At 56.9% G+C, this 16492-nt stretch carries 12 protein-coding genes; 10 read left to right on the top strand and 2 right to left on the bottom strand.

The window, feature by feature from the left end; translation table 11 throughout:
* The first annotated feature begins 86 nt into the window (after window positions 1-86).
* The 4 genes from murQ to tadA are packed head-to-tail and all read left to right on the top strand — an operon-like array spanning window position 87 to window position 3560.
* Window positions 87-983, top strand: a complete 897-nt coding sequence (gene murQ / locus ACQG2Q_RS17220) for an N-acetylmuramic acid 6-phosphate etherase (protein WP_023300732.1) — start codon at window positions 87-89, stop codon at window positions 981-983.
* Window positions 984-992: 9 nt separating this feature from the next.
* The gene (locus ACQG2Q_RS17215) at window positions 993-2357 is read left to right on the top strand and encodes a PTS transporter subunit EIIC (RefSeq protein ID WP_023306720.1); all 1365 of its coding nucleotides are present in this window, start codon (window positions 993-995) and stop codon (window positions 2355-2357) included.
* Between the two features lie 3 nt (window positions 2358-2360).
* Entirely contained in the window at window positions 2361-2996 is a 636-nt protein-coding gene (gene yfhb / locus ACQG2Q_RS17210) for a phosphatidylglycerophosphatase C (RefSeq protein WP_022649033.1), read from the top strand.
* Window positions 2997-3020: 24 nt separating this feature from the next.
* On the top strand, window positions 3021-3560 hold the full coding sequence (gene tadA / locus ACQG2Q_RS17205; RefSeq protein ID WP_023300729.1) for a tRNA adenosine(34) deaminase TadA: 540 nt from the start codon (window positions 3021-3023) through the stop codon (window positions 3558-3560).
* On the opposite strand, the gene mltF is transcribed toward tadA, so the two are convergent.
* Entirely contained in the window at window positions 3448-4998 is a 1551-nt protein-coding gene (mltF, locus tag ACQG2Q_RS17200) for a membrane-bound lytic murein transglycosylase MltF (protein ID WP_032623752.1), read from the bottom strand. The genes tadA and mltF overlap by 113 nt on opposite strands.
* Window positions 4999-5265: 267 nt before the next feature.
* Between mltF and purL the strand changes: the two genes are divergently transcribed.
* The 5 genes from purL (at window position 5266) to glnB (ending at window position 13621) form a co-directional block, all read left to right on the top strand.
* Window positions 5266-9153, top strand: a complete 3888-nt coding sequence (purL, locus tag ACQG2Q_RS17195) for a phosphoribosylformylglycinamidine synthase (RefSeq protein ID WP_063849982.1) — start codon at window positions 5266-5268, stop codon at window positions 9151-9153.
* Between the two features lie 532 nt (window positions 9154-9685).
* Window positions 9686-11119: a two component system sensor histidine kinase QseE/GlrK gene (gene qseE, locus ACQG2Q_RS17190; RefSeq protein WP_169809094.1), complete on the top strand. Its 1434-nt coding sequence runs from the start codon at window positions 9686-9688 to the stop codon at window positions 11117-11119.
* Window positions 11116-11868 (top strand): two-component system QseEF-associated lipoprotein QseG, encoded by a 753-nt coding sequence (gene qseG, locus ACQG2Q_RS17185; RefSeq protein WP_032623754.1) that lies wholly within the window; start codon window positions 11116-11118, stop codon window positions 11866-11868. Before qseE ends, qseG begins: the two co-directional genes overlap by 4 nt.
* Window positions 11865-13202 carry a two-component system response regulator GlrR gene (gene glrR / locus ACQG2Q_RS17180; protein ID WP_015572150.1) on the top strand — a complete coding sequence of 446 codons (1338 nt, stop codon included), beginning with the start codon at window positions 11865-11867 and terminating at the stop codon, window positions 13200-13202. Before qseG ends, glrR begins: the two co-directional genes overlap by 4 nt.
* A gap of 80 nt (window positions 13203-13282) precedes the next feature.
* A complete protein-coding gene (glnB, locus tag ACQG2Q_RS17175) occupies window positions 13283-13621 on the top strand; it encodes a nitrogen regulatory protein P-II (RefSeq protein ID WP_003860685.1) in 339 nt (112 codons plus the stop codon).
* A gap of 80 nt (window positions 13622-13701) precedes the next feature.
* On the opposite strand, the gene hmpA is transcribed toward glnB, so the two are convergent.
* A complete protein-coding gene (gene hmpA, locus ACQG2Q_RS17170) occupies window positions 13702-14892 on the bottom strand; it encodes an NO-inducible flavohemoprotein (protein WP_032623756.1) in 1191 nt (396 codons plus the stop codon).
* 304 nt (window positions 14893-15196) lie between these two features.
* Here hmpA and glyA point away from each other — a divergent pair, with 304 nt between their 5' ends.
* The gene (gene glyA / locus ACQG2Q_RS17165) at window positions 15197-16450 is read left to right on the top strand and encodes a serine hydroxymethyltransferase (protein ID WP_003860678.1); all 1254 of its coding nucleotides are present in this window, start codon (window positions 15197-15199) and stop codon (window positions 16448-16450) included.
* Window positions 16451-16492: the final 42 nt, after the last annotated feature.

Raw genomic sequence — 16492 nt, 5'->3', positions numbered from 1 at the left:
CAAATACGAATTTTACTCGCCTGAATGAATTTTATATTCCATTATAGTGCGTTTATTATGAATTAAAAATTCCAGAGGTAAATAACATGAATCTTGGCTCTCTTGTTTCTGAAACGCGTAACCCGCAAACCATGGATCTTGATGCACTGTCCACGCTGGAGCTGGTAAACCGCTTTAATCAACAGGATACCCTCGTCGCGCTGGCAGTCAAAGAGACATTGCCTGAGGTAGCAAAAGCCGTAGACGCCGCTGCCGGCGCTCTGAAAGCAGGAGGACGCATTATTTATATGGGAGCGGGAACCAGCGGGCGCCTCGGTGTGCTGGATGCCTCAGAATGTCCGCCGACTTTTGGCGTTCCGCACGGGCTGGTCGTTGGCCTGATTGCCGGTGGCCCCGGCGCGCTGCTGAAAGCGGTAGAAGGGGCAGAAGACAATAAACAGCTTGGGGAAGATGATCTCAGGGCGCTGAACCTGACCGCGCAGGATCTGGTGGTCGGCCTGGCGGCTTCTGGTCGTACGCCGTACGTCATTGGTGGACTGGAATATGCCAGACAGACCGGGTGCACCACAGTGGCCATCTCCTGTAACCCGGGCTCGCCGATTGCGCAGGTGGCCGCCATTGCCATCTCTCCGGTCGTCGGGCCGGAAGCGCTCACCGGCTCCACACGGCTGAAGTCGGGTACCGCGCAGAAGCTGGTACTCAATATGATCTCCACCGGCGCGATGGTGAAATTTGGCAAGGTCTACCAAAACCTGATGGTGGATATGCAGGCCACTAACATCAAGCTGGTGGACAGAGCGTGTCGCATGGTGATGGAAGCGACAGGCGCCAGTCGTGAAGAGGCGGAAAAGGTGCTTCAGCAGACCGATCACGATGTAAAACCCGCCATTCTGATGATATTAACCGGGCTGGATGCAGCCGCGGCCAGAGCCAGACTCGAAGCCCATCACGGGTTTTTACGGGCGGCATTAGAACACCAATAAGAGGCGTGTATGGACAAAACAGCAGCGCTCGCCAGCGACATCCTGCTCGGGATCGGTGGGGAAAAAAATATTCAGCGTCTTGAGAACTGTATGACGCGTGTTCGCGTCGAGGTGCATAACGACGAACAGCTTGATTTGACGCGCCTTAAGCAGCTTCCCGGCGTGAGCGGGTACGTTAAGCAGGGGCAACAGCACCAGTTGATTGTCGGTCCGGGCAAAGCGGCGCAGGTGGTAGATGCCATGCGCGCCCTGATGACGGGCGGTGAAACGGCTCCCGCCTTTGACGATGCGGAACGCACCAAAGCGCAGGCGAAAGCCAAATACAAAGCCCCTATGAGCGATGCGCTGCGCCAACTGGCTAACGTCTTTATTCCGCTGATCCCGGCGTTTATCGCGTCGGGGCTGATCACCGGGATTATCAATATTCTTAAGCGTCCGGATATTGTCGGGGATTTTGCCACGCAGTATCCGAACCTGCTGGGTATTCTGGCGATTTTCGGCAGCGCGGTGTTTGCCATCATGAACATTCTGGTGGGGGTGAACACGGCCAAAGTGTTTGGCGGCTCGCTGGCGATGGGCGGCGTTATGGCGGGTATCCTCTCCAGCCCGCAGCTGGCGCAGATTACGCTGTTTGGCGAGGCGCTTCAGCCTGGCCGCGGCGGGGTGATTGCCGTGCTGCTGGTGGTCATTCTGATGTGCTGGATCGAGAAAAAGCTGCGCGCGGTGCTGCCAGGCTCGATTGAGCTGATCCTCAACCCGCTGCTGACCACATTGATTACCGGGAGCGTGGCGATTGTGGCGCTGCAACCGTTAGGCGGCGCAATCTCTGAAGCCATCGCCCACGGCGCGTCTCTGGCTATCGATCGCGGTGGGTTATTGGTGGGGGCTGTGCTGTCCGGAACCTTCCTGCCGTTAGTGCTGACCGGTTTGCATCAGGGGCTAGTGCCGATTCACGTCGAACTGGTACAGGCGCACGGCTATAACGCCCTGCTGCCGATCCTGTCGATGGCGGGCGTTGGGCAGGTCGGCGCGGCCATCGCGGTGCTGATGAAAACCCGCAACGCACGTCTGAAAAAGGTCATTAAAGGGGCGTTGCCGGTCGGGTTGCTCGGTATCGGCGAGCCGCTGATTTTCGGCGTTACGCTGCCGCTGGGCAAGCCGTTCCTGGCCGCCTGTCTCGGTGGCGCGGTGGGCGGGGCGTTGATTAGCTACTGGAAAGTGGCGACCGTTATCACCTTCGGGATTTCCGGTTTACCGCTGGCATTAACCATCGTGACCGGAAAAGTGATGCTCTATCTGTTAGGCTATCTGGTAGCGGTGATCGCCGGGTTCCTGTTTACCTGGCTATTAGGATTCAACGACCCAGAGGAGTAAGGTTTGGCAAATCACGAGCGTCGCGTTGTCTTTTTTGATCTGGATGGAACGCTGCATCAGCAGGATATGTTCGGCACCTTTATGCGCTATCTGCTGCGGCGCCAGCCCCTTAACGCGTTGCTGGTATTGCCCCTGTTACCCGTTATTGGCATCGCGCTACTGGTGAAAGGCCGTTCAGCGCGCTGGCCGATGAGCCTGCTGCTCTGGGGATGCACGTTTGGTCATAGCGAAGCGCGTCTTAAGCAGCTTGAGCAGGATTTTGCCCACTGGTTTCGCGGGCACGTCGCCGCGTTTCCCGTGGTCCAGGCGCGCCTGACCAGCTATCTCGACGCCAACGATGCCGATATCTGGCTGATTACCGGCTCCCCGCAGACGCTGGTGGAGCAGGTCTATTATGATACGCCCTGGCTGCCGCGCGTAAACCTTATCGCCACGCAGATCGCGCGCGGCTACGGCGGCTGGGTGCTCACCCTGCGTTGCCTCGGACATGAAAAAGTGGTGCAGCTGGAGAAACGCATCGGTACGCCGCTGCGTCTGTACAGCGGCTACAGCGACAGCAAGCAGGACAACCCGCTGCTCTATTTTTGCCAGCACCGCTGGCGCGTCACGCCTCTGGGCGAACTTCAGCAACTCGAATAGTCTTATCTGTACCGGCTGTGTATAATGCCGCCCGCTTTTCGACTGGAGTATCAGCCCTTGTCCAACCCTGAACACAATCATGAATACTGGATGCGCCACGCGCTGGCGCTGGCTCAGCGCGCCTGGGAAGAGGGCGAAGTTCCCGTGGGCGCGGTGCTGGTCCATAACAATCAGGTAATTGGTGAAGGGTGGAACCGTCCGATTGGCCGTCACGATCCTACCGCGCATGCTGAAATTATGGCGCTGCGTCAGGGCGGGCTGGTGCTGCAAAACTATCGTCTGCTTGATACCACCCTGTACGTCACCCTTGAACCGTGCGTGATGTGCTCCGGGGCGATGGTGCATAGCCGAATCGGTACGCTGGTGTTTGGCGCGCGGGATGAAAAAACGGGCGCTGCTGGTTCACTGATGGACGTGCTTGGGCATCCGGGGATGAACCACCAGGTGAAAACTATCGGCGGGGTACTTGCACCAGAATGTTCGGGTCTGTTAAGTGACTTTTTTCGAATGCGTCGGCTGCAGAAAAAGCAACAAAAGGCAGAATTGAAACCGCAGGGTGATTAAGCTCGTCCGGTGCGACCACCGGATAGCTTTCAGCCAGTTGTTGCGCCTCGGCCGCCTCTTTTTCTTTCTCCAGCAGATATCCCACCAGGCTTATCTGATACTTACGAATATTTTCCACGTAGGCATACGCTTCATGCCCGCGCGCATAGCCGTACGTCAGCTTCTGGTACCACTGTTTCTGGCTAAGCAGCGGCAGGCGCTGTTTTACATCTGACCAGCTGTCCGGGTTACCTTTGGTTTTTGCCGTCAGCGTCCGCGCGTCGAGCATATGGGCATAACCCATGTTATAGGCGGCCAGCGCAAACCAGATCCGCTCCCCTTCAGGGACCGTCTCCGGCACTTTCGCCATCATATCCTGTAAATATTGCGCGCCGCCGCTGATGCTCTGTTCCGCATCGGTTCGATCGCTAATGCCGAGGCTCTGCGCGGTATTTTTGGTCAGCATCATCAACCCGCGCACGCCCGTGGGGGAGGTGGCCTGAGCATCCCAGTGCGATTCCTGGTAGGAAATTGCCGCCAGTAACTTCCAGTCAATCTCCTGAGCGTACTTCTCGAACAGCGGTTGCAGGTCCGGCAGCACGCTATCCACCGCGCGCAGGAAGGAGCGGGTGTCAACGTAATCAAAATCGTCACCGTGACCGAGATATTTCTCTTCCAGACGCGCCAGGGTGCCGTCTTCATTGATGGAATTAAAGAAATCGAGCATAGCCGCAGAGACGGTTTGATCGTCGTCTAACTGGGTAAACCAGGTTACCGGCTGTTCATCGGTCACATCCAGCGCCACGGCGATTTCAGGATGAACGCGCTGGAAAAGGCTGATCGCCACCGAATCAGCAATGGTATAGGCCAGCTTTTTATCTTTTACCTGCTCCAGCAATTCGGTAGTGCCGAGTTTAGGATCGACCGTCCAGCTGAGGTTCGGGTATTTTTTCTCTTTCAACGCCCGCAGATCGTCAATCACCACATGGCCCGGCGCAATGGTCAATTGCTGGTCGGTAATGTCGGCCAGTGAGCGCGGGCGCAAGCTACCCACACGATAAACCACCTGCTGCGACACGGAGTAATAGGTCGGGCCCGGCTGATAATTTTTGCTGCGTTCGCTGTTGTACACCAGACCTGCGGCGAGAATATCGGCACGGTCATGGTCTAAATCATCAAACAGCTGGTTGATGTTCTGCCGCACGGTGACTTTCAGCTTCACACCCAGATAGTCCGCAAACAGCTGTGCCAGTTCGTAATCAAGACCAATGGTTTTACCGTTGATATCGTCGTATATAAGCGGAGAGGAGAGGGTACTGACGCGCAACTCCCCCCGCTCCTGAATGGCGGCGATACGGTTTTCGGCTTTGCCGAACCAGGGGATAGACGGCCAGAGGGCCACTGCCAGCAGCAACGTAACAATGCCGATGAGCAGATAATTAATCTTTAATTTTTTCAATTAGTTAATTCTCTGCGACGCCGGTTGCCTCAGTGTGCTGTAGTCATGTTAAGAGTAGAGTTTGCCATTGATTGAGCGGCATTTTGCGCAAAGTAGCGCCAGTTGGCAACCAATTAGAGAGACAGGTCACATCTATTGTTAAACAAAAAGGATGATTTTATTTCGACGCAAACGGTTTCGTCGGCGCTCAGGATTCTCTATAATGACGCCCGTTTTCCCCCCTTGCGCACACTGTAAGCGCCCCGGCGCTTCGAAGACGAGAGACTTATGATGGAAATTCTGCGTGGTTCGCCTGCACTGTCTGCCTTCCGTATTAATAAACTGCTGGCACGTTTTCAGGCGGCCGACCTTCCGGTAAGCAATATTTACGCTGAGTATGTCCATTTTGCTGACCTGAATGCCCCCCTGAATGCACAGGAGCGCGTACAGCTGGAACGTCTGCTTAAATATGGCCCAAGCCTGAGCAGCCATACGCCGACCGGCAAATTAATCCTCGCCACGCCACGTCCTGGCACCATCTCCCCCTGGTCTTCCAAAGCAACTGACATCGCTCACAACTGCGGCCTGAGCCAGATTAACCGTCTGGAGCGCGGCGTGGCGTACTATGTGGAAGCGTCAACCCTGAGCGACGCGCAGTGGCAGGCCGTCACAGCGGAGCTGCACGACCGCATGATGGAGAGCGTGTTTGACTCTCTGGATGATGCGCAGAAACTGTTCTCCCACCATCAGCCTGCGCCGGTACAGAGCGTGGATCTGCTGGGGCAGGGGCGTCAGGCGCTGATCGACGCAAACCTGCGTCTTGGTCTGGCGCTCGCAGAAGATGAAATCGACTACCTTCAGGATGCATTCGTTAAGCTGAATCGCAACCCGAACGACATCGAACTGTATATGTTCGCGCAGGCCAACTCCGAGCACTGCCGCCACAAAATTTTCAACGCCGACTGGATTATCGACGGCGAACAGCAGCCGAAGTCGCTGTTCAAAATGATCAAAAACACCATGGAGCAAACCCCTGACTACGTGCTGTCTGCTTATAAAGACAACGCCGCGGTGATGGAAGGTTCCGAGGTGGGCCGCTTCTTCGCCGACCGCGAAGCAGGGCGCTATGACTTCCACCAGGAGCCTGCGCATATCCTGATGAAAGTGGAAACCCACAACCACCCGACGGCCATCTCTCCGTGGCCGGGTGCGGCGACCGGCTCCGGCGGTGAAATCCGTGACGAAGGTGCGACCGGTCGCGGCGCGAAACCAAAAGCGGGTCTGGTCGGTTTCTCCGTTTCCAACCTGCGTATCCCGGGCTTTGAACAGCCGTGGGAAGAAGATTTCGGCAAGCCAGAGCGCATTGTGACCGCGCTGGATATCATGACCGAAGGCCCGCTGGGCGGCGCGGCGTTCAACAATGAATTTGGTCGTCCGGCGCTGAACGGTTACTTCCGTACCTACGAAGAGAAAGTGGACAGCCACAACGGCGAAGAGCTGCGCGGCTACCACAAACCAATTATGCTGGCGGGCGGGATCGGCAACATTCGCGCCGATCACGTGCAAAAAGGTGAGATCGTCGTGGGCGCGAAGCTCATCGTGCTCGGCGGCCCGGCAATGAACATTGGTCTGGGCGGTGGTGCAGCCTCGTCTATGGCTTCCGGCCAGTCTGATGCGGATCTCGACTTCGCGTCCGTGCAGCGCGACAACCCGGAAATGGAGCGCCGCTGTCAGGAAGTGATCGACCGCTGCTGGCAGCTCGGCGATGCCAACCCGATTCTGTTCATCCACGACGTGGGCGCGGGTGGACTCTCTAACGCCATGCCTGAGCTGGTGAGCGACGGCGGTCGCGGCGGGCGCTTCAACCTGCGCGATATCCTGAGCGATGAGCCAGGCATGAGCCCGCTGGAAATCTGGTGTAACGAATCCCAGGAGCGCTACGTGCTGGCGGTTGCTGCCGATCAGCTGCCGCTGTTTGACGAGCTGTGCCGCCGCGAGCGCGCGCCGTATGCCGTCATCGGTGAAGCTACCGAAGAGCAGCACCTGACTCTCAGTGATACCCATTTCGACAACCAGCCGATCGATCTGCCGCTCGACGTGCTTCTCGGCAAAACGCCGAAGATGACCCGCGACGTTACAACCCGCAAAGCGGCGGGTAAAGCGCTGGATCGTCAGGGCATTATTGTGGCGGAAGCGGTTAACCGCGTGCTGCACCTGCCTGCGGTGGCGGAGAAAACCTTCCTGGTCACCATCGGCGACCGTACCGTGACCGGTATGGTGTCACGCGATCAGATGGTCGGCCCGTGGCAGATCCCGGTCGCTAACTGCGCCGTGACCACCGCGAGCCTCGACAGCTACTACGGCGAAGCGATGGCGCTGGGTGAACGCACCCCGGTGGCTCTGCTGGACTTCGCCGCTTCTGCCCGTCTGGCGGTCGGTGAAGCGCTGACCAATATCGCCGCGACGCAGATTGGCGACATCAAACGCATCAAACTTTCCGCGAACTGGATGGCCGCTGCCGGTCACCCTGGCGAAGACGCGGGCCTGTACGAAGCGGTAAAAGCGGTGGGTGAAGAGCTGTGTCCTGCGCTCGGCCTGACCATTCCGGTGGGTAAAGACTCCATGTCGATGAAAACCCGCTGGCAGGAAGGCAGCGAGCAGCGCGAGATGACTTCGCCTCTGTCGCTGGTGATCACCGCGTTTGCGCGCGTGGAAGACGTGCGTCATACCGTTACGCCGCAGCTTTCCACTGAAGATAACGCCCTGCTGCTGATTGACCTCGGCAAAGGCCATAACGCGCTGGGTGCCACCGCGCTGGCACAGGTTTACCGCCAGCTCGGCGAAAAGCCAGCCGACGTGCGGGACGTCGCACAGTTGAAAGGCTTCTACGACGCAATTCAGGCGCTGGTGGCGCAGCGTAAGCTGCTTGCCTACCATGATCGTTCCGATGGCGGCCTGCTGGTGACGCTGGCAGAGATGGCCTTCACCGGCCACTGCAGCGTTGAAGCAAACATTGCAACGCTTGGCGAAGACCGCCTGGCGGCGCTGTTTAACGAAGAGCTTGGCGCGGTCATTCAGGTACGCGCCGCAGATCGCGACGCGGTGGAAGCGATTCTGGCGCAGCACGGTCTTGCAGACTGCGTGCACTATCTCGGTAAAGCGGTGCAGGGCGACCGCTTCGTGATTGAAGCCGACGGCCACCCGGTGTTCAGCGAAAGCCGCACCACGTTGCGTATGTGGTGGGCGGAAACCACCTGGCAGATGCAGCGCCTGCGTGACAACCCGGAATGCGCCGATCAGGAACACAACGCGAAGGCGAACGACAACGATCCTGGCCTGAACGTGAAGCTCACCTTCGACATAAACGAAGACATTGCCGCGCCGTACATTGCGACCGGTGCGCGTCCGAAAGTGGCCGTGCTGCGCGAGCAGGGCGTTAACTCCCACGTTGAGATGGCGGCGGCCTTCCACCGGGCGGGCTTTGACGCCATCGACGTCCACATGAGCGACCTGCTGGCAGGGCGTACCGGGCTGGATGATTTCCAGGCACTGGTAGCCTGCGGGGGGTTCTCCTACGGTGACGTGCTGGGCGCGGGCGAAGGCTGGGCGAAGTCTATTCTGTTCAACAGCCGCGTGCGTGACGAGTTCGAAACCTTCTTCCACCGTCCGCAGACGCTGGCGCTGGGCGTGTGTAACGGCTGTCAGATGATGTCTAACCTGCGCGAGCTGATCCCGGGCAGCGAAGCCTGGCCGCGCTTTGTGCGTAACCAGTCTGACCGCTTCGAAGCGCGCTTCAGCCTGGTAGAAGTAACCCAAAGCCCGTCCCTGCTGTTGCAGGGGATGGTCGGTTCGCAGATGCCAATCGCGGTTTCGCACGGTGAAGGTCAGGTTGAAGTCCGTGATGCGGCGCACCTGGCTCAGCTTGAAAGCAAAGGACTGGTGGCGCTGCGCTTTGTTGATAACTTTGGCAAGGTCACCGAAACCTATCCGGCTAACCCGAACGGTTCGGCAAATGGCATTACCGCGGTCACCAGCGAAAGCGGTCGGGTGACGATTATGATGCCGCACCCGGAGCGTGTCTTCCGTACCGTGAGCAACTCCTGGCATCCGGAAAACTGGGGCGAGGACAGCCCGTGGATGCGCATTTTCCGCAACGCACGTAAACAACTAGGTTAAGTTTCTACGCCCTGACTGTAGGCCCGGTAAGCGCGAGCGCCACCGGGCTTTTTTGTCTCTGTCGCAAAATCGCGACAACTCTCTGGTCTGAGTGTCTCCAAAAGGAGACATTTAACCTGTTGATTTATATGCGGCAGGACAGGTTCCCGTTAAGGTGTTGCTTAATAGCGACACTTAGCCTGGAAATCATTCACGTAACAATCAATACGTTTTGATAATAAAAATATTACTAATCATAAGGATAGCATTAATTTTTGCAATCTGGCACGCGTGTTGCATAATAGTAACCAGTGGCTCATTCACCTTCTTATGTCAGCCCCTTCGGGACGTGCTACATAAACTTCGAATGACGCACAAAAAGGTGCCTGCCGTCCAACTACTGATTATTGCAATGCTTTATCAGGCCAGGGCGAAACGTCGAGTTAGGCACCGCCTTATTCCATGACAAAGCCGGGTTTTTACCCGGCTTTGTTGTATCTGAAGGGCAGACTCAGTTACGCTCTCCTCAAACCCGGATGAAGAGAGTAATGTGTTGAAACGCTGGCCCGCTTTCCCTCGCTCCCTGCGACAGCTCGTTATGATGGCCTTCCTGCTGATCCTGCTACCTTTGCTGGTTCTGGCCTGGCAGGCCTGGCAAAGCCTGAACGCGTTAAGTGCACAGGCGGCCCTGACTAACCGCACCACGCTTATTGATGCTCGCCGTAGCGAGGCGATGACCAACGCCGCGCTTGAGATGGAGCGTAGCTATCGCCAGTACTGCGTGCTGGACGATCGCACGCTGGAGAGGGTCTATCAGAACCAGCGTAAACGCTACAGCGAAATGCTGGACGCCCACGCCGGGGTGCTGCCAGATGACAAACTCTATCAGGCGCTGCGTCAGGATCTGAACGATCTGGCGCAGCTCCAGTGCAAAAACAGCGGTCCTGATGCCGCCGCCGCCGCCCGACTTGAAGCCTTCGCGAACGCCAATACGGACATGGTTCAGTCCACCCGTACGGTTATCTTTTCCCGTGGTCAGCAGCTCCAGCAGGAGATTGCCGAGCGCGGCCAGTTCTTCGGCTGGCAGGCGCTGGTGCTGTTCCTCGTCAGCCTGGGGCTGGTGCTGCTCTTTACCCGCATGATCATCGGCCCCGTGAAGGGGATCCAGCGGATGATTAACCGCCTGGGGGAGGGTAAATCTCTCGGGGATACGGTCGTTTTTAAAGGCCCGCGCGAGCTGCGCTCGGTCGGTCAACGCATCATCTGGCTTTCAGAGCGCCTGGCGTGGCTGGAATCGCAGCGCCACCAGTTCCTGCGCCATATCTCACACGAACTCAAAACGCCGCTGGCCAGCATGCGTGAAGGTACGGAACTGCTGGCCGACGAAGTGGCGGGGCCGTTAACCCCTGAGCAAAAAGAGATCGTGGCGATTCTGGATGCCAGCAGCCGCAATTTACAAAAGCTTATTGAACAACTGCTGGACTATAACCGCAAGCTGGCGGATGGTGCTGTGGTGCTTGAAAGCGTTGAGATTGAACCGCTGGTGGACATGGTGATCTCCGCCCATAGCCTGCCAGCAAGAGCTAAAATGATGCATACCCAGGTGGAACTCAACGCGCCAGCCTGTCTTGCAGAACCGATGCTGTTAATGAGCGTACTGGATAATCTTTATTCCAATGCGGTGCACTATGGTACTGAATCCGGTACCATTTATATCAGAAGCAATAACAACGGTTCGCGGGTATTTATTGACGTAGCGAATACCGGAAGCCCGATTCCGGATGATGAAAAAACGATGATCTTTGAACCCTTCTTCCAGGGGAGTCATCAGCGAAAAGGTGCGGTAAAAGGAAGTGGTCTGGGGCTGAGTATTGCCCGCGACTGCATACGACGCATGCAGGGTGAGCTTAACATCGTGAGTGATGAACGCGCCGATGTCTGTTTTCGTATCGAACTGCCTCTTGAGCCGGAAAAATCAATGAAATGAATAACAACCTGGTGAGTATGTCACACGTCTTTTACCGCGCACTGCGCGCGGTGTTTTCCAGCAAAAATGTGCGCCTCAGCCTGCCCTGCTTACTGCTGGCAGGCTGTGTAACCCATGCACCGAAAAGTGCAATTAGCCACAAACAGGAAGATAAATGGCCGCAAAAACAGCTGGCTGATTTCCTTTCGACACGTTGCGATGATATCTGGAGCCTGTCGGGGCGTGATGTTGAATCCAATCCGCTGTTCTGGCTGCGCGGAATAGACTGCGCCCAGCGGCTGGCGCCCGCCGAGGCCCGTGCCCAGGCGGCGATGCTGGTGGACGATACCTGGCAGGACGCATTTAAACGCGGGATCGTGATGGCGGATGCCAGAATCACGCCTGTCGAACGCCGCGCCAACGTGACGCGGCTGGATACTTACGTGATCAATATTCCCCCGCAGGTGCGCCCGGTCTATCAGCTCTGGCGGGACGGACAAACCCTGCAATTACAGCTGTCTGAAGAGCGTTTCCGCTACAGCAAATTGCAGCAGTCAAGCGACAGCGAGCTTGATGCGCTTCGCCAGCAGCAGGAGTCGCTGCGCGAGCAGCTGGAAACCACCACCCGCAAGCTCGAAAATCTGACCGATATCGAAAGACAGCTCTCGACGCGTAAGCCGGCAGGCAGCTATCTGCCTGATGGGTCGAAAGGCAACTCTGCCACGACGCCAGACAGTGAGACGCCGAAACAAGAGGATGTGAAGCCATGACAAGCCGTAAACCTGCCCATCTGTTACTGGTGGATGACGATCCCGGGCTGTTAAAGCTGCTGGGGATGCGTCTGGTCAGCGAAGGCTACAGCGTGGTCACCGCTGAAAGCGGGCAGGAGGGGCTGAAGGTGCTCAGCCGTGAGAAAATCGATCTGGTGATCAGCGATTTGCGCATGGATGAAATGGATGGCCTGCAACTGTTCACGGAGATCCAGAAGCAGCAGCCCGGGATGCCGGTTATTATCCTCACCGCTCACGGATCTATTCCTGATGCGGTGGCCGCGACGCAGCAGGGGGTATTCAGCTTCCTCACCAAACCGGTGGATAAAGACGCCCTCTATAAAGCGATCGACAGCGCCCTTGAGCACGCAGCGCCATCCGGCGACGACGCCTGGCGTGAATCCATCGTGACGCGTAGCCCTGTGATGCTGCGCCTGCTGGAACAGGCGCGGATGGTGGCTCAATCCGACGTTAGCGTGCTGATCAACGGTCAGAGCGGGACCGGGAAAGAGATCCTCGCCCAGGCGATCCACAACGCCAGCCCGCGCAGTAAAAATGCTTTTATTGCCATTAACTGTGGCGCGTTGCCGGAACAGCTGCTCGAATCAGAGCTCTTCGGCCATGCCCGCGGCGCCTTTACCGGCGCGGTGAGCAGCCGTGAAGGGCTGTTCCAGGCGGCTGAGGGGGGCACGCTGTTCCTTGATGAAATTGGCGATATGCCCGCGCCGCTGCAGGTCAAATTGCTGCGCGTGTTGCAGGAGCGGAAAGTACGTCCGCTCGGCAGCAACCGCGATATCGATATCAACGTGCGTATTATTTCCGCCACCCACCGTGATTTACCCAAGGTGATGGCGCGCAACGAGTTCCGCGAAGATCTCTACTATCGACTGAATGTCGTCAACCTGAAAATCCCGGCGCTGGCCGAGCGTGCGGAAGATATCCCGCTGCTGGCAAATCACCTTTTGCGCCAGGCCGCTGACCGCCACAAACCGTTTGTGCGCGCGTTCTCCACCGATGCGATGAAACGCCTGATGACCGCAAGCTGGCCGGGTAACGTACGCCAGCTGGTGAACGTGATTGAGCAGTGCGTGGCGCTGACGTCATCGCCGGTGATCAGCGATGCGCTGGTGGAGCAGGCGCTCGAGGGGGAAAACACGGCCTTACCGACGTTTGCGGAAGCGCGAAATCAGTTCGAGCTGAACTATCTGCGCAAGCTGCTGCAAATCACCAAAGGCAACGTGACCCACGCGGCGCGCATGGCCGGGCGTAACCGTACCGAGTTCTATAAATTGCTCTCACGCCACGAGCTGGAAGCGAACGATTTTAAAGAGTAATACCGCAAAATTCGCCTGAATATGATACTGTGAGCAACCGATTACGAGGCTGCTTACTGGCAAGAGTTTAAGGACCCACCATGAAAAAAATTGATGCGATTATTAAACCTTTCAAACTGGATGATGTACGTGAAGCGCTGGCAGAAGTAGGCATCACCGGGATGACCGTAACTGAAGTGAAAGGTTTTGGTCGTCAGAAGGGCCACACCGAGCTATACCGTGGCGCAGAGTACATGGTGGACTTTCTGCCGAAAGTGAAAATCGAGATCGTGGTGAGCGATGATATCGTCGATACCTGTGTGGATACCATCATCCGCACGGCGCAGACCGGTAAAATTGGCGACGGAAAAATCTTCGTCTTTGACGTGGCGCGCGTGATCCGTATCCGTACCGGCGAAGAAGACGACGCGGCGATTTAACATTCTTGCCGGGTGGCGCTGCGCTTACCCGGCCTACAGAACCCTTCGCAGGTCCGTGCAAGCGCAGCGCCGCCGGGCGATTACAGCACTTTATGCGGGCCGAAACATTCGTAATGAATGTTGTCTTTGTTCACGCCCAGGTCTACCAGCTGCTTCGCGGCATACTGCATAAACGCTACCGGCCCACACACGTAGAACTGCATCCCCGGTGCGCTAAACGCCCCTTCGTGCTGCCCTAAATTCATCAGGCCTTCGCTGTCAAAACGTGCCGCTGCGCGGTCAGCTTCCGTGGGTAAACGATACCAGGTATGCGCGGTAAAGTGTGGCAGACCCGCTCCGAGCGCTTTCACTTCATCTGCAAAGGCGTGCACATCACCGTTTTCGGCCGCGTGGAACCAGTTAACCTGCGCGCTGTGGTTTGATTTTGCCAGCGTATCCAGCATCGCCAGCATTGGCGTTTGACCAACACCTGCGGAAATCAGCGTCACCGGGGTACCCGATTCCACCGCCATAAAGAAATCACCCGCTGGCGCGGCCAGATGAACGATATCACCCACGCTGGCGACGTTATGCAGCCAGCTGGATACCTGACCGCCTTCCTCACGTTTAACCGCAATGCGATAGCCTTTGCCGTCTGGCTTGCGGGTCAGGGAGTACTGGCGAATCTCCTGGTGCGGGAAGCCTTCAGGCTTCAGCCAGACGCCCAGATACTGCCCCGGCTGGTAATCGGCAACTGGCTGGCCGTCCACCGGCTCAAACTCAAAGCTGGTGATCAGTGCGCTGCGCGGGGTTTTCTCAACGATGCGGAAAGCACGCGTGCCTTCCCAGCCGCCATTCTTGCTGGCGTTTTCGCTGTAGATCTGCGCTTCACGGTTGATGAACACGTTTGCCAGCACGCCGTATGCCTTACCCCAGGCATCCAGCACTTCCTGGCCCGGGCTGAACATTTCGTCCAGGGTTGCCAGCAGGTGACTGCCCACGATGTTGTACTGCTCAGGTTTGATCTGGAAGCTGGTGTGCTTCTGGGCGATTTTTTCCACCGCAGGCAGCAGAGCCGGCAGGTTTTCGATGTTGCTGGCATAGGCGGCAATAGCGTTAAACAGCGCTTCGCGCTGATCGCCGTTACGCTGGTTGCTCATGTTGAAAATCTCTTTGAGCTCCGGGTTATGCGCGAACATGCGATCGTAGAAATGAGCGGTCAGTTTAGGACCCGTTTCAACCAGCAGGGGGATTGTGGCTTTCACGGTAGCGATGGTTTGGGCGTCGAGCATAGCAGCTTCCTTCTGATGTTACTTTAATGATGTATTTTATATGCATCTTATAAAAATACCCCTGCAATGTAAATGGTTCTTTGCATCGTGAAAAATATGCATCACAAAGCTGAAAAGAAATCCGTTGAAAATGGCGAGAGCTTTATTGCTCAAACCCTTGCGTGGCGTGGAGGTAAACGTTTGCGTAAAATCGTTTGTCAAGACCTGTTATCGCAGAACTATTCAGTTATACTGTTGCCCGTCGTCCAACAGGACTGCCTTTTCAGGCCAAAAATTTACTTGTTAGCTGAGTCAGGAGATGCGGATGTTAAAGCGTGAAATGAACATTGCCGATTATGATGCCGAACTGTGGCAGGCTATGGAGCAGGAAAAAGTACGTCAGGAAGAGCACATCGAACTGATCGCCTCCGAAAACTACACCAGCCCGCGCGTGATGCAGGCGCAGGGTTCTCAGCTGACCAACAAATATGCTGAAGGTTACCCGGGCAAGCGCTACTACGGCGGTTGCGAATACGTTGATATCGTTGAGCAACTGGCGATTGACCGTGCGAAAGAACTCTTTGGCGCTGACTACGCGAACGTCCAGCCGCACTCTGGCTCTCAGGCTAACTTCGCTGTTTACACCGCGCTGTTGCAGCCGGGCGATACCGTTCTGGGTATGAACCTGGCGCAGGGCGGCCACCTGACTCACGGCTCTCCGGTTAACTTCTCTGGCAAACTGTACAACATCATCCCTTACGGTATTGATGAGTCCGGTAAAATTGACTACGAAGACATGGCGAAGCAGGCCAAAGAGCACAAGCCGAAGATGATCATCGGTGGCTTCTCTGCTTACTCCGGCATCGTTGACTGGGCAAAAATGCGTGAAATCGCTGACAGCATCGGCGCGTACCTGTTCGTCGACATGGCGCACGTTGCCGGTCTGATTGCCGCTGGCGTTTACCCGAACCCGGTTCCACATGCGCACGTTGTGACCACCACCACCCACAAAACCCTGGCGGGTCCACGCGGTGGCCTGATCCTGGCGAAAGGCGGTGACGAAGAGCTGTACAAAAAGCTGAACTCCGCCGTGTTCCCAAGCGCCCAGGGCGGCCCGCTGATGCACGTTATCGCCGCGAAAGCCGTCGCGCTGAAAGAAGCGATGGAGCCAGAGTTCAAGGTTTATCAGCAGCAGGTTGCTAAAAACGCCAAAGCGATGGTGGAAGTGTTCCTGAACCGTGGTTACAAAGTGGTGTCCGGCGGGACTGAAAACCACCTGTTCCTGCTGGATCTTGTCGACAAGAACCTGACCGGTAAAGAAGCTGACGCAGCCCTCGGCCGCGCCAACATCACCGTGAACAAAAACAGCGTGCCAAACGATCCGAAGAGCCCGTTCGTGACTTCCGGTATCCGTATCGGTTCTCCGGCCGTAACTCGCCGTGGCTTTAAAGAAGCGGAAGTGAAAGAGCTGGCGGGCTGGATGTGTGACGTTCTGGACAACATCAATGACGACGCGGTTATCGAGCGCGTTAAAGGTAAAGTTCTGGACATCTGCGCACGCTTCCCGGTGTACGCATAATTCTCTGCGTTTCAGAACTGAAAAAGGCCGCTCATGCGGCCT

Origin of the sequence: Enterobacter cloacae complex sp. 370H10 (assembly GCF_050031535.1) — a bacterium.
Classification (GTDB): Bacteria; Pseudomonadota; Gammaproteobacteria; order Enterobacterales; family Enterobacteriaceae; genus Enterobacter; species Enterobacter intestinihominis.
The sequence above is the reverse complement of the archived record's forward strand: the minus strand, read 5'-3'. Positions and strand labels throughout refer to the sequence as shown.